Annotated in this window: 9 protein-coding genes; 6 read left to right on the top strand and 3 right to left on the bottom strand. The window is 42.6% G+C overall.

The features are described 5' to 3' along the window. The first annotated feature begins 67 nt into the window (after positions 1-67). Positions 68-7,294, top strand: coding sequence for an amino acid adenylation domain-containing protein (locus tag AACS90_RS06005; protein WP_099122108.1), 7,227 nt, complete (start codon positions 68-70; stop codon positions 7,292-7,294). Continuing rightward, the gene (locus AACS90_RS06000) at positions 7,279-8,457 is read left to right on the top strand and encodes an FAD-dependent monooxygenase (RefSeq protein ID WP_099122107.1); all 1,179 of its coding nucleotides are present in this window, start codon (positions 7,279-7,281) and stop codon (positions 8,455-8,457) included. Before AACS90_RS06005 ends, AACS90_RS06000 begins: the two co-directional genes overlap by 16 nt. 80 nt (positions 8,458-8,537) lie before the next feature. Here the strand turns inward: AACS90_RS06000 and AACS90_RS05995 are convergent, their stop codons facing one another. Continuing rightward, positions 8,538-9,149, bottom strand: a complete 612-nt coding sequence (locus AACS90_RS05995) for a TetR/AcrR family transcriptional regulator (protein WP_099122106.1) — start codon at positions 9,147-9,149, stop codon at positions 8,538-8,540. A gap of 117 nt (positions 9,150-9,266) precedes the next feature. On the opposite strand from AACS90_RS05995, the gene AACS90_RS05990 reads away from it, so the two are divergent. After that, the gene (locus AACS90_RS05990) at positions 9,267-10,466 is read left to right on the top strand and encodes an MFS transporter (RefSeq protein WP_099122105.1); all 1,200 of its coding nucleotides are present in this window, start codon (positions 9,267-9,269) and stop codon (positions 10,464-10,466) included. 145 nt (positions 10,467-10,611) lie between these two features. Here the strand turns inward: AACS90_RS05990 and AACS90_RS05985 are convergent, their stop codons facing one another. Continuing rightward, a complete protein-coding gene (locus AACS90_RS05985; RefSeq protein WP_193757203.1) occupies positions 10,612-11,793 on the bottom strand; it encodes a lipase family protein in 1,182 nt (393 codons plus the stop codon). A 256-nt stretch (positions 11,794-12,049) separates the two neighbouring features. Next, on the bottom strand, positions 12,050-13,180 hold the full coding sequence (locus tag AACS90_RS05980; protein ID WP_099122103.1) for an alpha/beta fold hydrolase: 1,131 nt from the start codon (positions 13,178-13,180) through the stop codon (positions 12,050-12,052). Between the two features lie 316 nt (positions 13,181-13,496). On the opposite strand from AACS90_RS05980, the gene AACS90_RS05975 reads away from it, so the two are divergent. The 3 genes from AACS90_RS05975 to AACS90_RS05965 are packed head-to-tail and all read left to right on the top strand — an operon-like array spanning position 13,497 to position 22,330. Further along, positions 13,497-15,350, top strand: a complete 1,854-nt coding sequence (locus AACS90_RS05975; protein ID WP_099122102.1) for an AAA family ATPase — start codon at positions 13,497-13,499, stop codon at positions 15,348-15,350. Further along, positions 15,350-15,979 carry a 4Fe-4S single cluster domain-containing protein gene (locus AACS90_RS05970; RefSeq protein WP_099122101.1) on the top strand — a complete coding sequence of 210 codons (630 nt, stop codon included), beginning with the start codon at positions 15,350-15,352 and terminating at the stop codon, positions 15,977-15,979. The genes AACS90_RS05975 and AACS90_RS05970 overlap by 1 nt, the downstream gene beginning before the upstream one ends. An 18-nt stretch (positions 15,980-15,997) precedes the next feature. Then, positions 15,998-22,330: a protein kinase domain-containing protein gene (locus tag AACS90_RS05965; protein WP_099122100.1), complete on the top strand. Its 6,333-nt coding sequence runs from the start codon at positions 15,998-16,000 to the stop codon at positions 22,328-22,330. Positions 22,331-22,339 lie beyond the last annotated feature (9 nt).

Raw genomic sequence — 22,339 nt, 5'->3', positions numbered from 1 at the left:
CTTGTGTTGAGTAGAGCGTGGTTCATAAAATAAAACACCCGAATTACGATGTAAGCAGTAAACCGCTATGAAAACTTCACAAGTAGTACCTCTTACCCAGTACCAAAAAGAAATTTATTATGAAACCCAACGTAATCCAGAAAGTAATCAATTTACTATAGCCATAGCACGGAAATTAAAAGAAAATATTAATTTTGAAAGGTATTTTCATGCAGTTAACAACACTATAAATTGCGATGTAACACGTCAAATACGTATCCTTGAACAGGATGGAGTGCTGAATCAGCAGATAAAAAACAGTGCTATTAATCAAGTAAAAATTATTGATGCTGAAGATAAGGATATTTCTGTTCTTTTCAAAGAATGGTCAGAACACATTTTTACTCTGAATGACAAATCATTACTTGAAGTTGTCTTACTGCGCAATTTGAAAAATAACCAGTCGGCTATTTTTATTCGCGCCCATCATATTGTTTGTGATGGCTGGGGAATAAATCAGTTAACAAAAAAAATCGCTAAATATTATCGGAATACTGATGATAATACTGAGTCATTATCCCTCAACACTGAAAAGTATATTTCATCGATCCTTGAACAAGAAAAAATTCTGTCACAGCCAGAAACCGAACAGCAAATAACACAACTGGCTGATCTTACACAACGTCATGAACCGGTTTTTTTTAATCGGAAAAAGAAAACGCATCAGTCTCATTTTATACAACATAGGCACCTATTAGCGCCCGCTAAAGTAGAGAAGATGCTTTCTCAGGGAATCAACCCTTATCAGGTTGTTATGGCTTCGGTGGCTATCTTGTTATCACGAGTACACAATAACACCCGATTAACCATTGGTATTCCATTTCTTAACCGTCGTATGAGTCAGCTTGATATTGCAGGGGAGTGGGCTAATACATTGCCACTGGCTGTTATGGTCAACGCACAGGATACGTTTATTGAACTGGCGGCGCGTATTAAAGCCGATATTTCAAATCTAAAAGCGTTTGAACATATTCCTCTTGGGCGTTTACTTAAATCTATAGGTGCCGGGAAACGTCAGTGTTTTGATGTCACTGTATCTTATAACTATTCACCCCTAACTGCGGCTTCCCGTGATCTCTATAACGACGAAGAGATTTATGCCGCAGCAACGGCCCATGAAGATGATGCTATTGCGATTCATGTTCATAGCTGTGGGAATAACAGGGAAGTTGCCATTGATATTACCGGGGCCGAGGATATTTTCGATGAAGATTACTCATTTGAAGCCTTTACTTCGTCTTTAGCACATATCATTGAACAGATGGTTGCATCGCCAGAGCAGACTATTGCTCATGTGAACCTCTCTTCAATCGAAGAAGTGGCACGACTTGTTCTTTTTGAACAAGGGCCGGTTACTGAATTCTCAAAACAAGAAACCTTATCAACGCTATTTGATACTCAGGTTGCATTAGATGGTGAAGCAATCGCTATCGCAAGTTCTGGCGGGAAACCAGCCCTGACTTATCTCCAATTCCAAAACCGTATAGATAATATGGTAGCCGTTTTACTGAAGGCTGGTGTGAGAAAAGGGGACATGGTTGCTATTTTGATGGATCGTAGTACAGATATGCTCACAGCGATTTTCGCGGTCTTGAAAGCCGGTGCGGCTTATTTGCCTGTAGATCCCAATTATCCGCAAGAGCGGGTTAACTATATGCTGAAGGACAGCCGTGTCACGGTCATCATTTCCGACCAGCTTAAACCGTCTTTGAGTGAGCAATCGTATGTTGTCATTGATGGAAGTCGCATTTCAATTCATGAGTATATAAAGCAGCCCAATTTATCTACCGCAGATTCGCTGGCTTATATGATTTATACCTCAGGTTCTACCGGGCAGCCTAAAGGTGTAATGATTAACCATAATTCAGCAGTAAACCGGATTGAGTGGATGCAGGAACGTTATCCACTCAATAGCACGGATGTGATATTACAAAAGACGCCTGTTTCATTTGATGTGTCTGTCTGGGAGTTATTCTGGTGGTCAATTTCCGGGGCATCTGTTCACTTATTACCTCCCGGTGCTCATAAAGATCCGCTGGAGATAATAAACGCGATAAGTGCACACAACGTAACAACATTGCACTTTGTTCCTTCTATGCTTCAGCCTTTCCTCGATATTCTGGAAGCTGAACCAGAGTTAGTGAATCAACTAACCAGCTTACGCCGCGTATTCACCAGCGGTGAAGCCTTGCCTCCGGCACGGGTTAATCAATTCCGTCAGATTTTTTCCGCTTTTGGTTTAAATGCACCGGCTTTGATCAATCTCTATGGCCCGACTGAGGCAACCGTAGATGTGTCATATTTTGAGTTTCTTCCCGAAAATAACAGTGTTATCAATCGGGTTCCTATTGGATTCCCGATCAACAATATTACACTGAGAATCGTGTCCCAGCATGGCACCCGGCAACCAATAGGTATTGCGGGTGAGTTGCAGATTAGCGGCATTGGGTTAGCCCGTGGTTACCACAATAAGACTGAATTAACAGACGAGAAATTCATTCTGGATGGAGGTGAACGCTGGTATCGCACAGGGGATTTAGCTAAATGGTTACCTGATGGCAGCATTGAATATTTGGGGCGAATTGATAATCAGGTAAAAATCAGGGGTAACCGTATTGAGCTGGGGGAAATACAAAATACGCTTGAGCGTATTCAGGGGATCAGCCGAGCGGAGGTTTTACCACAAGTAAACAGTAATGGTGATACTTACCTGTGTGCATATTATGTTATTAACCCGAATGTCATCAATAACCAGTATTTTACTCCTGAAAAACTGCGTGAAATGTTACTGGAATGCTTACCTGATTTCATGATCCCGCAGCAATTTATCTCCGTTTCTTATATTCCTCTTACTCCAAACGGTAAAGTTGATCGTCAGGCACTTATTACGCTGGTAAATAGCTCATTGGTAAAAACGGAGGTTTCGCCTAGCTATGATGATGCTCAGACTGAAACTGAACATCAATTGGCTGAAATATGGCAACGGGTATTAAAGATTGAGAAGCTCAGCGTGCAGGATAATTTTTACACATTAGGTGGTGATTCAATCCTGATGTTGAAAGTGCGTTCTGAGGCTGAAAAAGCAGGAATGAATGTCACGCTTTCTGAGTTATCACAATATTTGACGATAGTTGAGTTGAGCCAGCAAATTGATGCTGGCCGGAAAATTCAAAAACATGTTGAGCTATCTCCGTTTGCCTTGATTAAAGAAAAAGAGCGTGCAGCACTTTCACACTATGAAGATGCGTTTCCTGCCACTCAACTCCAGCTTGGTTTGATATATCACAGCCAGCAGAGCAAACATTCAGCCACTTATAAAGATGTTTTCCGCTATACGCTGAAAGGAAAGTGGGAGCCTGAAATTTTTCGCCAAAGTATATCAGCGATAATCCAGCGGCATCCTGTCCTGCGTTCCCACTTTAATCTGGCGGATTTCAGTGAACCATTACAAATTATCAACCACAATATCAGGCTTGATGATGTTGTAGAGATTCGTGATATCAGCTCACTGACACAGGATGATTCCGAAATAACGATCAAAGAGTGCATGGAAAAGGGACGTCGTCATAACTACCAGTTTGATTGTGCGCCATTGTATCGAATCAGCTTATTCAGAACGGCAGATACTATCGATATGGTATTCAGTTTTCATCATGCCATTCTGGATGGTGGCAGTGTGGCAAATTTGATACGTGAACTCTTTTCTCGTTACCAGCATGAGGGGATGTATTATTCAGAGGCAGATGTATTACCATCACCAGCTCTATATGTTCAGGATGAGATCCACGCATTACAGTGTCAGGAACACCAATTGTTCTGGAAAAACATGTTCAGAGGGCTGACCAGAACGCAATTACCTGCCTACCGGTTGTACGACAGTGAGTCAGAAGATCGGGTCTTCACTAAAAAAGCAATTATTCCCAAAGAAACTGAAGAAAAGCTGACGACGTTAGTCCAGCGTGAACGTGTTTCAGTTAAATCAGTATTCTTTGCCGCCCATTGTTTGACTGTGGCTAAAATTACGGCTCAGGATGAGATTGCAACCGGGTTAGTCACTCACGGCAGACCAGATGCACAGAATTCAGAGCAAACACTGGGTTTGTTTCTCAATACATTACCTGTCCGTTTTTCTGCGCAGAACAAAACATGGAAAGAGTGTATCCATGCTGTATTTAGCGCTGAACAGCGTCATGCTCCATATCGTAAATATCCGCTTAATGCTATCCGGCAAGTAGCAGGAGAAGGAGCGGAAATAAGTTCCGCGTTTAATTACATTCATTTTCATGTATTAAAAGACGTTTTTGACACTCCTGATTTATCTCTCATTGCATTTGATCCGTGGGAAGAGACTAACTTTGAATTACTGCTCAATGTCATGACCGATTTCAGTACCGGCCAACATTATCTGCGATGTGATTTTGATGGCAGGGTGTTCTCACAGATTCAGGCTGATACCTATATGGATATTTATATGTCCATATTGAACAGAATGGTCAGCCATCGTGATCAACCGGCAACGCTGAGCCAGCCGCTTACACAAAGCAACAAAGGCATATATTCTCAGGAATTTATCTCTGTACTGGCGATGATGGCCAAAAATGTACGGGAACAGCCGGATGCAATTGCAATCCGTCATCATGATCTGCAATGGAGTTACAGGAAACTCTGGTCGGAATCCGGGAAAATTGCTTCCGTGTTGATTGCTGGTGGCGTTGTGCAAAATACGCCTGTTGCCATTGCGCTTGAACGTTCTCCGATACTGGTTGCATCACTGATTGGCGTTATGAGAGCAGGCGGAGTTTGTCTTCCGTTGGATTTAAGCTATCCGGCTCAGCGTATTGAAGCCATGACGGAACAGGCTCAGCCAGCACTTGTCATTGTTGATGATAAATCCAGTCAGTTATTTAACGTGGCGGCAATTCCAACCGTCAGGGCTGACAAGTTGATACACAGGGATGTGCCTTTATCAGATACAGAGAAACCAGAGACAGAAATAGTGCCTGAACAACTGGCTTATTTACTGTTTACTTCCGGTTCAACGGGGAAACCCAAAGGTGTGGCAATGCCGCATCGTAGCCTGTCAAATATGATTATTTGGCAGAATGAAACCCAATCCGGTAAAAATATTGGTTCTACCTTACAGTATGCACCACTGAGTTTTGACGTTTCATTTCAGGAGATTTTCTCTACGCTGACTGCCGGTGGCGAGCTACATCTTATCAGTGAAGATGAACGACGCGATCCTTTGCAATTACTGCGTACTCTTGATAATTACCGGACAGAAAGAATTTATTTGCCTTATGTTGCGCTTCAGCAATTAGCTGAAACAGCCGTTGCACTGGAAACCTACCCGAAAAACCTGAAAGTTGTTATTTCATCAGGAGAACAACTTCGGGTGACTGATGATATTCGTTTGCTTATCGGTCAGATTAATAACGGTATTCTTGAGAACCAGTACGGTCCGACGGAAACCCATGTTATCACGGCATTTACCATGCAGGGTGATCCGGCAGTTTTTCCGGCGCTTCCTCCCATTGGTAAAAGCATCAGCAACGCAGATATCATCTTGCTTAATAGCCAGTTAGAAGAAGTCGCTATCGGTGAACAGGGGGAAATTTATGCCCGTGGTTTACCTGTTGCACAGGGCTATTACCGCCAGCCAGAATTAACCGCAGAACGCTTTATTGTCCTTAAAAGCAGCGAGGAGACACTCTATCGAACCGGTGATCTGGGTGTAAAACTCAGGGATGGCAATATCCTCAGCTTAGGCCGTAAAGATACTCAGGTTAAAGTACGTGGGTATCGTGTAGAACTGGCAGAAATAGAATTAGCGATATCGAGTACGCCCGGTGCTGATAAGGTTCTGCAAGACGTCGCTGTTGTCGTTCAGCAACATGGGGAAAATGATAGCCTGCTGGTGGCATTCTTGGTAGGAGAAAAGAATGAAGCCTTAACTGGGCGTATACAGCAACATTTGTCTGAAAAATTGCCTAAATACATGGTGCCTTCCCGAATAGAGTGGCTGAGTACTTTGCCTAAAACGCTAAGTGGTAAGCGTGATGATGCTGCATTACGTAGTATGAAGATTATGCAATACCATAACAACGCAGAAGATATTGCGCCACGAGACAATTATGAACAGGTTCTGTGTGATTTGGCCGCTGATTTGCTGAAAATTCCTGCTGTATCTGTTCACCAGAATCTGTTTGATATCGGGGCTACTTCATTAACTGCCATGAGAATGGTGGTCTTGATTGAAAAGCATTTCAGTACCAGTGTTCCTTTGTCTCTTTTTATCAGTTACCCGACGGTTGCCCAGTTAGCGGCACATATCAGGGAAGAGGGAGGGTATCCAAAATTCAGTCCGCTTGTCCCCATGCGAACGACAGGGCATAAACAGCCACTGTTTTTTGTCCATCCTATGGGGGGGAATGTGTTGTCCTATTTGCGGTTAGTGAAGTATTTCCCTGACGATCAGCCTTTCTATGCATTACAGGCGCATGGTGTAGACGCAGGATCTATACCGCTGAACAGCATACAAGAACAGGCTGCTAATTATCTGGAAGCGATACGTGAAATACAGCCACATGGCCCATATTCAATCGGAGGTTGGTCTTATGGTGGTTTTGTCGCATTCGAGATGGCCCGACAATTGAAAGAGCAGGGTGAAGATGTCACAGACCTTTTTATTTTAGATACGGTTGCTGTTAACGCATCGTCTCAGACAACAATAAATGAAGGCGCTTTGCTGCGATGGTTCTTTTGGGAATTATTGTGGCTGAACGAAGGCGCCACACTTCCGGAACAGACCTTACCGGAACAGATTACCTCTTTGCAGGAACAGTTTGAATATATCACCGAGCATGCTATCGCGACAGGTGCAATTCCTCAGGGTAGTTCCCGTGCAGTCATACAGCGGTTATTCGATGTGTATAAAGCTAACTGGAAAGCGGCTACAGATCATGTTGCTGATAAAGCGGATATCAATATGACTTTATTACATGCAACACGGCCGTTACCTGTCATTTTGCGCTCTATGCATGATGCGGTACGAAGTGAGTATCGTGATCCGAAAAATGGCTGGGAGAGCAAGACAAGCGGTTATATCAATGTCATTGATGTGCCCGGGGATCATCTGGAAATCATGGAAGAACCTTATGTACAGGAAGTGGCAAAGGTCATTCTTCAGGAAATGAAAAAATCGTCTACAAAACAAGTCATATCGGATTCGGAGAAAATATGTCCCGTCCATTGAAAGTTATTATAGCTGGTGCAGGTATTGGCGGATTAACGACGGCGGTTGTTTTACAGCGTCTTGGTTATGAGGTTGAAGTTTACGAACAAGCAACGACTTTACGAACGGCAGGCTCTGGCCTGTCTGTGATAACTAATGCTGTTGCGGCGCTATCCTCTATTGGAGTTAATCTGAAACTGGAAAACTTTGGTGCTCCGGTTAAGAATTTCGAAGTCAGGAACGTTAAGGATCAGCTTATACGCAGAATGCCTGTACCTGAAATCTCGTCTTCCAATGGATTTGATAGTGTCTGTTTATCACGTAAGGCACTACAGGAAGCTCTGTTGCAGCAGTTAGATCAGAGCATTATTCATGTCGATGCGAAAGTAGATAAAATTATCGAAAGTGATAATGCGGTTACTGTCCGTTTTGCTGACGGCAGAGAAACACAGGGTGATCTGTTGATTGGTGCTGATGGTATCCACTCTGTTGTCCGGGAATATCTACAGGGGAATCAGCCGCTCCGTGCTTCTGATTATATCTGCTGGCTGGCAATTACCCGTTATCAGCATCCGCAGATTACGCCCGGCTATGTTGTCCATTATTTGGGGCAGGGAAAACGAGTCGGTTTAATCGATATAGGCGGAGGGGAAGTTTATTGGTGGGGAACTGCAAACATGAGTAACGAGCAGGCCTGTCATTGGGAAGGGAGTAATCAGGATGTTCTGGCCTATTTTGAGGGTTGGCCGACAATTGTTTCCGACATTATTTCACAAACGCCATCGGAAGATATTATCTCCGTATCTGCGCAGGACAGGCCTTTTTCCCCGCTTTGGGGGAAAGGAAGAATTACTCTTTTAGGTGATGCCGCTCACCCTATGCTTACGACACTGGGCCAAGGTGCCGGGATGGCGATTGAAGATGCTGCTGTTCTGGGGCATATGTTGAAGCAGCAGCCAGATCCAGTTGCCGCTCTGCGTCAATACGAGAAAGTTCGTATCCCAAGAACCGAATTGTTTGTTGATGAATCAAAGATACAAAGCGATCTTGGACAGAAAGATGGTATTTTTGATTGTCAGCAGAGGGACTTATCTTTACAGTCTTTACCAGAAACGGCTCTCAGAGAAGACTTTGAAAGATTCTTACACTTTCCGGTGGGAGATCTTACTCTCCAGACCCTATAACGACTCTTTTGGTTAAAGCATTTTTGTCGTAAAAAATCTGCAACGGGCTGTGTTTAAAGTAAAATACAGCCCGTTATTATTCAACAATGATTGGCTCTGAGATCCCAAATTTTCATTATTTGTGTAATGGATGATTCAAGAACCTCCAGCGAAACGTCATCTCTGGCTAAAGTTGAAAATCCTAACAGAAGACCATTGAACATCGCCGCCATTGCTGAAGGATCACTTTCGCTTGCTAACTCACCGTTATCTATGGCGCGCTGTATACACGAAGCAAAACCTTTCCGCGTTTCTTCTCTGATATCTGCCAGCAGTTTTTGGATATGTTCATGCTCTGGTGAGCAAACACTAGCTGACAATACGAGCAAACAACCCGAGGGGTGATCGTATTCTGTTTGCATTCTCGCTGAGTGACGTAGTGCCATTTCAACCGCGTCTTTGGGAGGCATGTTCTGATCCCAAAGGCTTGCGGTTACCTGACCATATGTATCCAGATAACGGGTTACTACTTCTTTAAATAGTGCCTCTTTGGAGCCAAAGGCAGCATAGAAACTGGGAGCAGAAATGCCACCCATTCCAGCTTTTAGCTGACTCAGAGACGTTGATTCATAGCCGTGTTCCCAAAACAGAAACATCGCCTGATTGACCGCTACATCTCGATCAAAACGACGTGGACGCCCCATTTTAGCCATCATTATTTCCTCATTAAACTCTACTTAAATACTAATCGATATAAAAGTCCTTGACAAGGTAACCTTGTTATCTCTACTTTTATATCGATCGATACATATATTAAAAGGATCATTTAAATGCATGAAGACACCTCTGTATTATCAGTAACGACAACTGAGCGTCTTCCTATTTCCGGATTATTGGGGCTGGCAATGACAGGCTTTATTGCTATTTTGACGGAGACACTACCCGCAGGGTTACTACCTCAAATTAGCTTGGATTTTGGCGTTTCAGAAGCGTTAGCGGGTCAGTTAGTCACTCTTTATGCTCTAGGGTCATTATTAGCAGCAATTCCTCTTGTCGCCGCAGTACGCGGTTATCGGAGACGACCCGTTCTACTCTGCGCTATTGTTGGTTTTTTGATTTTTAATACGATTACTGCATTATCCTCAAATTATTTTCTGACGTTAACTGTACGTTTTCTGGCTGGAGTTGCAGCGGGTCTTGCGTGGGGGTTTTTAGCCGGTTATGCACGGCTGATGGTACCAGTTTCATTGCAGGGCCGGGCAATGGCCGTGGCAATGGTGGGAACACCAATTGCATTATCTCTGGGGGTTCCGGTCGGGACTTGGGCGGGTAATCTGGTTGGCTGGAAAGGAACCTTTGCGATTATATCTGGCCTGACACTAATACTGGCGATATGGGTCATACTTAAGGTACCTGATTTTCCTGGGCAAAGTGCAGAGCGGCGTGTTCCTGTTTACAGAGTTTTTACCACAGCTGGTGTTCGTCCGGTGTTGCTTGTCATTTTTTTCTGGATGTTGGCACATAACATTCTTTATACCTATATCTCACCTTTTCTTGTACCCGCCGGATTATCGGAACGTGTTGATTTCATTCTCCTGATATTTGGGATAGCAGCTTTACTGGGTATCTGGATCATCGGGTTATTGGTTGATAACTATCTGCGAATACTGGTGTTACTCAGCCTCAGCATATTCACCTTAACCGCTATTATGCTTGGTTTTGGTGGTAATATCCCTTCAGTCATTTATCTGGGAGTTGCTGTCTGGGGATTAACCTTTGGTGGTGCAGCGACATTACTGCAAACGGCTTCTGCTGACGCCGCAGGGGATGGTGCCGATATAGCGCAATCTATGGTTGTCACTGTATGGAATATTGCCATCGCTGGTGGCGGTATTCTGGGAGGAATTCTGCTGGAAACCCGTGGAGTATCTTCATTCCCCTGGGTGATCTGTCTATTGTTATTAGCTGGATTAACTTTAGTCTGGAAGTCTAAAAAATATGGTTTTCCCAGCAGCCGTAGGCTCCAATAATTTGAGGTTATTGGCGCAAAATAGAGTGTGTTTTTGGTACCTTCTTCATTATGAAGAAGGTACCTGAACAACATTCGTTAAGATCTGCTCCCCTGTTTTAAACGCAGATATTTTTGTATATGAGCATGGAAACATACAGTGATGATTACTCTGTGCCTGTGGCGCAATTCCCATCGATGTGCTCACCTGAAAAAGCTCGTTTAACAAAAATGGTAGAGTCGGGCAAAGAGCCTTTCATTGTGGCCGAGTGGCTCAAATCAGGATAGAGGTGCCACTCAATATGGCTGCCTCGTTTGCAGGCAGCAGTAACAAGCTTAATCTGTCCGGCTTTTGGTGAGTCTACATCCTGCCCGCCTGTTCCCCAGAAAATAGGAATGTCTGTTTTTATGGCGGGATAATACCTGACGCTCAGGATAGCTTGTATAAGTGGTGCTGGATCTTTCTTAAAACTATTTGCGCCGGTTAAGTTATCTGAAAATATCTGTTTTTCTATATCACGCAGACAGTGAGTCTGTGAAAGGCGAAAAGCCGGGATTGCTTTGTCACTCAGATAATCCTCAGGCGATAATGATGGTTTGACTAACGGTACAGTATTTACCGCTAATAAAAAGTAAGCAAGTGTATGCCTGACAGTATCGTCTCGTTTTACCATTTTCTTGATAGCGTCAGGCACACTGGTTCCCGTTGTTACAGCACCGACAATATCAAGATCAGGAGAGTAGCTTTTTGCGTATAAGGTAGCGGCAAATGTTGCTCCTCCGCCTTGCGATTGTCCAATGAGGATTGTTTTCTTTGATAGATGAAAATTGCCTTGCTGAACTGCGCGGATACTATCGAGCAGACTATAAGCTGTAGCCCGATAGTCAGAATATGGGTGCAATCCCGGCGTCCCCAATCCTTGGTAATCTGTAGAAACAATGGCGTATCCTTGTTTGAGCCAGTAGTTGAGGTAGCTAATATCACGTTTACTGCGGCCTGCAAACGATGGGGCACAAATATTTGCGATACCGACGGTACCATGTGCCCAGGCTAGCAATGGCCATCCCCCTTTTGGTGGTGTTCCTTTCGGTAAAAATAGCGCGCCAGAAACCGTAATTGGAGAGTGGTTATCGATCCCGTCGGTCGAACTATAGAGAATACGAATGTTTTGATCGGCATTTGACAGGCTTTGTGCAGAGTCTAATGGTTCGACACGAAGTAATTGACCGGCTTGTTCCGGTGTTTTCCCTGACCAATTATAAAATGTGGGTAGATTACGCTCTCCGGTGCTAATTGGAGTTCCGGCAAAGGCAAGCACAGGATTGATTGTTAATGCAAAAAATAACATGCTAATCAATCTATTACTGCACGATGATATTGTTGTCATAATTTTTCGTCCCCGATTTCTTCAAATATCACTCACCTTAGCAAACTCCACTTATCTGTAGATGAAATGCTTATCTGTTTAAATCACGTATCTGTGGATGGCAACGCAGGGGTTTTTGTCATTAACCTGAAATACCTTACATATGAATTGCAAGGTATTTCAGATTTGCTAAGAGGAGTTTTAGATATCCTGAAGTCGGAGTGATATTGTTAGAGTATTAACTGATAATCTCAATATCGTTTAAGTTACTATTTTGGATTGGCAATTTTCCATTAAAGAATTGAATAAGAATATCGGTCAGCACATCAGGCCGTTCTATCATAACAAGATGGTCTGATTTTTTTATTGTCGTAAATATAGAGTTAGGGAAAATAGAGGCACAACGTTTAATAATTTCTGGTGGAGTGATGATATCGTATTCACCCGTTATGAATAAAGTGGCTTTGTTAAAGCCGTTTGCTTTCTCATATTCTCGTTGGTTTAAAAGACGTTTTTGGAGATACTTATATCTTTCTGCATGATGGCGTGTTGATTCCAGTAATGTTTTCTTAACAAGTTTATATGTTGTTTCTCTGCCTAGTATGTCGACATCCGGATCAAGGCAAAGAATACTTGCAATGGTATTTTCTGTAAATTCTTCATAATTCCCTTCGGTCAGTGCCTTTAATGCTGTATCCAGCTTATCTTGAATATGAAGTGGCTGGGTGAGTGCAGTGCCAATAAATGCTGTTTTATTCACTCTTTCAGGCCATTTGTACGTAAACTCAAGCGCTGTAGCTCCGCCGTATGAAATACCGATGAGGTTTATTGTTTGTAAAGACAAGGTATCTAAAAGGTGTAGTGTGCATTCCGCCAGAAACTCAAAATTTTGATTAGGGGGAATATCGTCAGCAGAACCCGTCCCGGGAAGGTCAACAAAGATGAGAGGGCTGTCTTCTTTGAGGAGGTATTCTAGGTGAGGTAAGGAGTACATATCCTGAAAACCACCAACGATAATAAATGTGGGGACTACTTGGGGGTCACTGATGTCACCAATAACCCGAAAAGCATATTTTACTCCGTTCCATGTGATTTCCCTTCTGTCATGAGGCGGAATGCGAAAACTGGAATCAATAAAAGCAGAGAGTGATTGAACATTCCTGAATCTTAGAACATCGCTCCAGTCTATTTTCTTTCCTAGCTTATCCTCAATAAAGATTTGTATTTCAACTAAAGAAATAGAATCTGCGCCAAGACTGAAAAAATCATCATAAATATCCATTGATTCAACAAGTAGTACTTCACGACATATTTCCAGTACATCATGTTCAGTCTTATTTAACTTAGTTTTTTGCAATGACTCAGTCATATCTTCCTCCTATTGTCATCTAATCAATATTATATCCTATTTTTCATTCTGTGAAATATAGGAAGTAAAATGTAGCAACTTTAAAATAAATAATTTATTAATAGTATCCACTGGAACTAATGTTAGAATTTTTTATTTGATTAAAAATATCAATCTAAATAATATTTGATTGATATTGTCTCTATTAATTTTATTTTTCTTTTTGAAAAAGAAGATAGAAATAACTATATGTTTAATCGTCTAATCTGGCATTTTTTTATCTATATACGGTAAACTGATTCATTATTTTATATGAATAAAAAAAAGAGAGAGCTTCATGGAAAATTCCTTCCAGAAAGCACGCTGGCTACGAGATCTACAACGTTTTTTACCATTGAAAAGTCAGTTTATTTTATCTGGTAATGTCAGGGATCTTCAGGCATATGAAATTGCTCCAGAGGTTATGACTCCACTGGGGCTGGGACAAGTGTTACAAAATACACTGTTTGATATGGGCTATACCCATATCATGACATTTAATCCTCTTTCAGGATTTACGCTAATCAATCATTCATCCCAGTCTGAAGAGCAGGGAAAAGTATTATTACAACGCATGGGATTACCGATAAATACGAATAGTATTCCTGGTGGAATTGATTTACTAAATAGTGTACTAGAGAAATGGGTAGCATACCCAGACGAACCAATTGCATTATGCGTGGATTTTGCTTCCTGTCTGATTTCTCAGCGTGAAAATCTTGCCGCTATTGAACACCACTTATTTACCCGTGCCTTAGTTCTTTCTCATCAGGCAAAAGCCCGTCCGGCAGGCCTCCAGCGACAGCCATTTTTTAATACTATTTTCTGGGTAGTTGAAAAGGAGACTGATTTACCGGACTGGTTTCTGATTAACAATTCTCGAATACGCCATATTCCGGTCGCCAAACCTAATGGGCAAATGCGCCGAGCGCTGGCACCGACTTTATTACGTTCCTTACCGGATTTTGAACAAATATCGCATAATGAATATACCGTTTTATTAAGTGATTTTATTGATGAAACAGAAGGTCTGCTACTACTCGATTTAACTGCAATTATACAACTTGCCCGGCTTGAGAAAGTTCCGGTAACACGTATCAGCGATGCTGTCAGACGTTATAAAGTGGGTATTACAGAAGATCCATGGCAGAAGATTGATAAAAATAAAATCCGTAATGCATATGACATCATACAAAGGCGTGTAAAAGGTCAGCATCATGCAGTAACACATTTACTGGATATTATTAAGCGTGCAGTAACTGGTGTTGGTAGTAGCAAAAGTGGGCGCCCTCGTGGAGTATTGTTTCTTGCAGGCCCTACTGGTGTTGGTAAAACAGAGCTGGCAAAAACAGTCACTCAGTTATTGTTTGGTGATGAAAGTGCTTATATCCGCTTTGATATGTCTGAATTCAGTGCTGAACATGCCGATCAGCGCCTTATCGGGGCTCCTCCTGGTTATGTGGGATATAACTCAGGCGGTGAATTGACGAATGCGATTCGGGAAAAACCGTTCAGCGTTGTACTGTTTGACGAGATTGAAAAAGCACATCCACAATTAATGGATAAATTTTTACAGATTATTGATGATGGTGTTCTGACATCAGGCCGTGGTGATCGTGTCTATTTTTCTGAGTCATTAATTATCTTCACCTCAAACCTTGGCATTTATCGACTGAATAATGAAGGGGAACGGGTTGCTAACACCACTCCAGATGAACCGTTTGACACTGTACAACAAAATATAAAACGGGAAATCGAACGTCACTTCAAATTGGTACTAAATCGCCCAGAATTGCTCAATCGTATTGGTGAAAATATTATTGTTTTTGATTTTATCCGACCGGATGTGGCAGAGCAGATTTTTAACCAAATGGTCAGCAACATTCTGCGCGATCTGGAAAAACAAGGCTTGTTCATCACAATTGCGGATACCGTAATAACCATCCTTAAATCCCATTGTCTGGCAGATTTATCTAACGGCGGAAGAGGTATTCGTAATCAGCTTGAAATCCACCTTATCAATCCGTTATCAAGGGCGGTCTTTGACCTGAATGAATGTGCTAATAAATCTTTTTGTATCGAACAGATAGCATTAGGCGAAACAGGTGAAATAACAACAGTACAACTGATACCGGTTAAGGAATTAGTCTGATGGAGATTAGTTTATCGCGCCTGCATTTTCCTGTGACTTCTCTTGGTCCGGGAAAACGTATCGGGATTTGGACACAGGGATGTAGCATTCGTTGTAAGGGATGTATGTCTCCGGATACATGGAGACCTACACAACAACGCATAGCGATTAACACTCTGATGACACAGCTTACTCCTTGGCTGACAAAAGCAGATGGCATTACCATTTCCGGTGGTGAACCCTTTGATCAGCCAGAGGCACTTTATACGTTATTGAAATCGTTACGCCGTCACTTTTCTGGCGATATTCTGGTTTTCAGTGGCTACGAATACCGCATATTAAAAACAAGGTTACAGACTATGGTCGGCTTAATTGATGTGTTGGTTTCTGGGCCTTATCGGCAGGAAGCAACACAGGCTTTGCGTTTGCGTGGTAGTGACAATCAGGAATTGCATCTTTTAACGTCATTAGGCCGGCAGCTTTATCACTCTTATCATCTGCCATTAGAAAAGACAGATAAAGTTTTGGATCTCGCTTTGGATGCTCAAGGCCGGATATTTATTGCCGGCATTCCGGAAAAAGGAGATATGGAACGATTCAGGGATCTGCTTATCCAAGGGGATCATCAGGTAACACAGATTAAAAAATAGAATAACAACAGGTATGTTATGGTAATGATGCGTTTTTGCCCCCATTGTAAGACAGAGCGGCCCCTGACCGAAATTTTCTGTGAAGGATATATCAGTACACAGTCATGTGGATGGGACTTATCTGCTGAACCTATCCATAAATCAGGCTGGCGTCCACAATTACCAGAGTCAATATCCACTGATATAACAACAATACCTACAGAGGCAAGGCTTCAGGAGCAGGTTTACGTTTGTGTGAACGGTCATCCAATGGAAGAGGATGATCTTATTTGCCTGCAATGTGGTGGGGATGCAGCGGAATTCTCTGTGGAAGACAATGTTGATCAGGATACTCTTTTTTTATCAGCAGAAGCACTAATAGAATCAGCATTTACAGAACCAACATCAAATAACCTGATGTCCGTCGGAAACTGGCTAGTAGGTGAACGGATAAATAACAAGGGTAATTACCGTGAGCGCTATCATGTAACTCATCAGGACACTGGCAGACAGGGCGTTTTAACACTTTATCAGCAGGGAGAAGAACCAGACCTGTCTGTTTATGATGTGTACCGGATTTTACCAAACAGTCATGTTCCTGAGTTACTGGAAACCGGCCGTCAATACGACAGGTCATGGCATGTGACAGAATATATTCCCGGTGGTTCGCTGGAAGATTTTATTGCGCTGGGAAATGAATGGCAACAGGAAGAACTCCCTCAACTTATTCTGGAAATAGGGCAGGCGCTTAATGCCTTTTCGGAGCGTGGTTTACGTCATCGTAATCTTAAGCCTTCCCATCTAATGATCCGCCAGCGTTCGCCATTGGATATTGTCGTTATAGAGTTTGGTTCAGCCTGTTTGTCCGAGTTCGAGCTTGATATTGTTTCACCGTTGGATATCAGCCGATACAGTGCACCGGAAACCTTAGCTGGTGGAGTGTCTGCCGCTTCCGACTGGTGGAGTATGGGTATTATTCTACTCGAACAAATCACTCGTGGACGCTGTTTTGAGCAGGTTCATACTAATGCCTTTTTAATTCAAGTAATGGCACATGGGATCACTATTCCTGATGATCTGGATGAAAATATCCGTATTCTTTTGCTCGGATTATTAGCCCGCGATCGTACACAACGTTGGCAATGGCCTGAGGTGTCTGCATGGCTGGATGGTCGACCGATGGCTGCTCCTGCTGAGATAAATCAGCAACTACCGCAGCACGGACAACAAATTATTCTGGCCGGTCAGGAATATAATCAGCCTGCTCAATTTGCTCTCAAAGCGGCAGAGGCGGTGCAATGGAATGAGGCATTATCCCTATTATTACGCGGAGAACTCATTTCATGGCTTGCCGGAATGAGTCACTATGAATCAATTCATACGCAGCTGCGTCTTTTCCTTGATACTCAGGATATTGATGATAATTTCCGTCTGACGTTGACTTTAAAAGTACTAAATCCGGATATACCGTTTATTTACTGTGGTGAGATAATTACGCCTTCTTGGTTATTAGAACATGCAGATATTGGCTACAAATTAATTAATGACCCGCTGTCACAGTTGTTACGCCAAATTGAACCTGAACACTGGCTGGTACAACTTAACCATCGTCAACAACAGGTTTACAGTCAGGCAGAGAAGCTTGAAATCAACCTGAATGAAAATTCATTGAGAGTTTATCTGCTTATTACCTCTCATAGTCAGTTAATTACCCGTTGGCGGACACACTACCAGTTATTCCCCGATACACACCACAGTGGTTTACGAACCCTGATTGATCAGCAACACTTAAAGGATGAAGATCTTATTCTATTATTGAGTGCTGATATTGGTCAGTTTATTGCACGTCAGACATTACTGGATCAAGCCGCTAAACTTGCGAAGCGTTATCATATTAGTACGTTTGATCGTATACAGGCAGATGCGTTATTACAGTTACCCCGATTAACACTCCATCAGCAGGTAAAAGAACGAATCGGTGATTTTTGTCGTTGCGGGATTACGGACATTGACGATTGGACAGAGCAATTTTTATTGACCCAGCGTTTGTCACTTGAGCAATTTATTGTGATGTTGGCTGTTCCGGCAGAGCAATGGTTTGTGCCAGAAAAACAGCGTTACATTCAGCACGTCATGCAGTTTTTTACCCGGAAAATCACTGCAAGTACTCAACGGGGTAATTTGGTTCGTATGCGCCTGACCCCATCGGCAGGTCGGGTTGATATGACAGAACTGAATGGAGTTAAAAAAAGTGCTCTGGATTTGTTACAGCATCTAATTAACCGCCCTAAAAATACTATCGCAATCGATAGTCAAACTTTACTGCAAATGCCTAAAGTTAACGACAGGTTGCGGATATTGCAGATGAAAAGCGAGTTATACCATCGTGACACGGGTATAAACGGCATGTATCTGGGATTTCCTTTTCTACTTATTCATACTCGACCGTCACAAATGAAGCCCCGTATAGCACCGCTGTTTCTCTGGCCTGTTAATTTAGTCATGAATACCGGAATGCGCGGTATTGCCCGTTTACAGTTTGATAATGACCGCGGAGCAGTGAAACTCAATCCGGCATTAGCCAGCCTGAATGATATTCCGCCGATAAAAGAGTGGCAGACGATTTTAGAACAACTGATTGGATATGCGGGTTTGACTGTTGATGGGGTCATGGAGAAGCTCTCTACTATCATGCCGGTATCAGTAAAAGACTTATCAGCACTACCATCAGATGCGGAAATAGCGGAAAACAGTGCATCATTATGTTGCTCGGCTGTTTTGTTCCATGCATCGTTTATCGGACAAACTATAGGTGAAGATCTACAACAAATAGCCGGATTGCCTATTGATAACACAGCACTGGAAAAAGCACTGGGGCTGGTGGAGGCTGAAATATCAGAACCTTTTCCACTGAAAGCAGCAGAACGTTATTTTGTTAGTGCAACAGATCCCTCACAGGAAACAGTGATATCGGCAGCACGCCAGAACAAGGGGTTATTGGTTGAAGGACCGCCGGGTACGGGGAAAAGCCAGACCATCGTAAATTTGATTGCAGATACTATCGGTCAACAGAAAACGGCACTGGTGATTTGTCAGAAACCAGCAGCGTTGGAAGTCGTGTATAAACGTTTGATAGCCTGCGGCCTGATTAATCGTATTGTGCATGTGCGTCAAGCGCAGAAAGGGCGGGATGTAATTCAATCAGTACGTGAACAGATAGACTCTCTGTTTATGCTGAAGAAAACCGGCGATCAAATAATGAATTGGGAGTATAAACGTGACCTTATTGCTAAGCGTATAAATACACATGAAACTCAGTTAGATAACTATTACAACGGATTGTACCAGCATCATGAGACGGCAGGATGTTCTTATCGTCAATTGTTGGCATCTCTGATTACTTTGCGCGATAAGCATAATACAGCAGCAGTTTGTCTCGATTTACCGCAGATTTTACCAAAACTGCAGCTGTTCTTCCGTTCATCAGAGCCAATTGAAATAGCTAAGATCATTGATGATATCGTTCAGGCTGCTCCGCTCTGGCTGGCTGCAAATTATGAAAACAGTCCATTTTCACAATTATGTTATTTCTCTTCGGATGAGCTTAGCCTTCAGCAATTTAACCGGGTTTTAGCCGGGTTTATACAGGCCGAAACGGCACGTGAACAAACCCTGACACTACCTTATACACAGGTAACTATTGAGAAACTGACCGATCACCAGGCTGCCTTGGATGCCTGTAAAACAGCTTTCTCTTTGTTATCTACTCTGGAGTGGAAACAGTTTTCCCGTTGGTTGCCGTTATTTTGCGATGAAAAAGGACAGCGGTTACGTGGTCAGCAGATTATTAGTCAGTTGGAAGTTCTGATAGAACAGCTACAGCAGATAGATAACTCCTTGTGCGACCCTCGTTTCTTTAATCTTTTGGCACAAAGTGAAAGCCGGCTGCTGATGCAATTGTCACTGGCGCTAAAAGAGAAACAACTTACTTCATTCTGGTTGCACCTGAATCCGTTTTATTATAACCGTCAGCGCAAACTCAACTCATTTACTGCCACTCATGGGATCGAAAATAATCCGGCACCGCATAGCGCACTTCATCATTCCATTAAGGCTGAACAGGCTAGGCGCCTTATTCGTGATGAACTGAACCAGTTACATCTGCAACTTGAATTAGAAGCGCTTTCTGATTCTGATATCTTTTTATTACTTCAGCAGTCGATAAATACAACTGAAACTCTTCGCCAGATTGCTGAATTGGCGCAATTAGTGGTTAATTATCCGCAACCTGTTCATTTATTCGGTGCGATATGTGATCAAGAGCAGCTCGGTTTTTTACAGCAGGGTTCTGAGATTGAAGCCGCAATTACACGCGTTCAGGCAAAGGAAAAAAGTCGGAATGCACTTGGTTTGTTGGAACCATATCTGACCATTCAGACACAACAACGCTTTTCCAGCGCGATTGAACACCAAGCATCCATTAATCATTATCTTATTGCGTTACAGACTGGACTGCCGACATTAAAACCTTATCTGGAGTACAGTTTACTTTCTGCTGATTTCAGTGAAATTCACCGGGAGATTTTGGCTCTCTTACGCCCTTATGCTGATGCATTTTCTCAGTTCAGCGACACAGAACTCCGTCACACAATTGAGCAAACGCTTAAACACCACTATTACCTGGCCCTGAAAACATTATTTGAGAGCAGAACGCCGGCTTTATCTACTGAGCCAGATGTTCTGAATAACAACTCACAGCAGCTGGAAAAAGAATTAACGGAGCTTCAGACGTTAAACCGTGAATCACTCAATAAAGGATTAGAGTATCAGCAAATCAGCCCACGAAGCGTGTGGGAAGAAATTACCCGTTTAACCGGAAAACGAGCCAGAAGATTACGGGAGTTTATCGAAGAAGGAGAAGCACTTGGTTTGATGCATCTTCGCCCGATATGGCTGATGACTCCGGATATTGCCAGTCAGATTTTACCACTCAGACCCGGTTTTTTTGATACGGTTATTTACGATGAGGCATCACAAATGCCGATAGAGTATGCGTTACCAACGCTATATCGTAGTAAGCAAATGATAGTTAGTGGTGATGATAAACAGATGCCGCCTTCCAGTTTTTTTAGCGGATCGATAAATAATGATTTGGAAGACGGGGAAGAAAATGATTCCCCAGAGCAGCAACAGAAAAAGAGTGATAACGAATGGGATTATCGACAACTTGTCGAGTGTCCGGATTTATTGCATCTGGCACGCACAGTACTGCCGGTTTATACACTCGACATCCACTATCGTTCTGCTTACCGCGATTTAATTAATTTCTCCAACCATGCTTTTTATGAAAAACGCCTGAATATTCCGGCACAGCATTCAGAAACAGTACTCAGCAAGATAAAACCCCTGTCACTGGAGATGGTCAATGGAACATACCATAATCAGACCAATCCTGAAGAAGCAAAAGCCATCATAATACGTCTGTCTGAAATATGGCGGATACCATTTGAAAACCGACCGTCTGTCGGGATTGTCACCTTTAATCAAAAACAAGCCCAGTTAATACATCAGTTATTGATAGAACTGACTGAAACAGATACAAATTTTTGTCAGGCTTATATACAAGAAATGCAACGGCAGGAACAGGGTGAAGATATGGCTCTGTTTGTAAAAAATGTTGAAAACGTACAGGGCGATGAACGGGATGTGATTTTATTTTCCACGACATTCGGACGTAATAAACAAGGTACTTTTCGGCGTAATTTCGGTGTGTTAGGGCAAACAGGTGGTGAGCGCAGGCTCAATGTGGCGATTACCCGAGCCAGAAAACAAGTAGTTATTTTCTCATCGATGCCGCTGGATGAAATATCTGATTTGTTTGCAAGCTATCGCAAACCTGAAATTCCCCGGGATTTTTTGCAGGGATATTTAATGTTCTCCCGTAACCTGTCTATCGGACAAAATGAACAGAATCAGGCATTACTTAATAAAATGTGTCTTACTGATACAGGATTTAATGACCACAACCAGATGAGTGATGGCTTTGTGCAGTCCGTAATAGATTTTGTACAAAATCAAGGATGGCAGATAGCTAACGTGCAACAAGCCGGTGTGTTCTATTTTGATTGCATTATTGAAGATACACAAAGTGGAAAATATATCATTGGTCTGGAATGTGATATGCCGAATCACACGTTATTACAACAGGCAAGGGCGCGTGAAGTATGGCGTCCAACTGTATTAAAGAACGTTGTACCGGCCAGTTGCCGTATCTCTATTGTGGAATGGTTCCATCAACCGGATATAGCACAACAGAAATTGGTTACAGCAATTACACAGGCCTTCTCAGTCCAGCATATGAATAATTTATAAATAACGACA

The sequence above is a fragment of the Xenorhabdus sp. KK7.4 genome, from assembly GCF_963876465.1.
GTDB classification, from domain to species: Bacteria; Pseudomonadota; Gammaproteobacteria; order Enterobacterales; family Enterobacteriaceae; genus Xenorhabdus; species Xenorhabdus stockiae.
The sequence above is the reverse complement of the archived record's forward strand: the minus strand, read 5'-3'. Positions and strand labels throughout refer to the sequence as shown.

Bases quoted from the DNA above. Each gene is read 5' to 3' on its own strand.
- AACS90_RS06005 (WP_099122108.1), top strand. From the start codon at position 68: ATGAAAACTTCACAAGTAGTACCTCTTACCCAGTACCAAAAAGAAATT.
- AACS90_RS06000 (WP_099122107.1), top strand. From the start codon at position 7,279: ATGTCCCGTCCATTGAAAGTTATTATAGCTGGTGCAGGTATTGGCGGA.
- AACS90_RS05995 (WP_099122106.1), bottom strand. From the start codon at position 9,149: ATGGCTAAAATGGGGCGTCCACGTCGTTTTGATCGAGATGTAGCGGTC.
- AACS90_RS05990 (WP_099122105.1), top strand. From the start codon at position 9,267: ATGCATGAAGACACCTCTGTATTATCAGTAACGACAACTGAGCGTCTT.
- AACS90_RS05985 (WP_193757203.1), bottom strand. From the start codon at position 11,793: ATGTTATTTTTTGCATTAACAATCAATCCTGTGCTTGCCTTTGCCGGA.
- AACS90_RS05980 (WP_099122103.1), bottom strand. From the start codon at position 13,180: ATGACTGAGTCATTGCAAAAAACTAAGTTAAATAAGACTGAACATGAT.
- AACS90_RS05975 (WP_099122102.1), top strand. From the start codon at position 13,497: ATGGAAAATTCCTTCCAGAAAGCACGCTGGCTACGAGATCTACAACGT.
- AACS90_RS05970 (WP_099122101.1), top strand. From the start codon at position 15,350: ATGGAGATTAGTTTATCGCGCCTGCATTTTCCTGTGACTTCTCTTGGT.
- AACS90_RS05965 (WP_099122100.1), top strand. From the start codon at position 15,998: ATGGTAATGATGCGTTTTTGCCCCCATTGTAAGACAGAGCGGCCCCTG.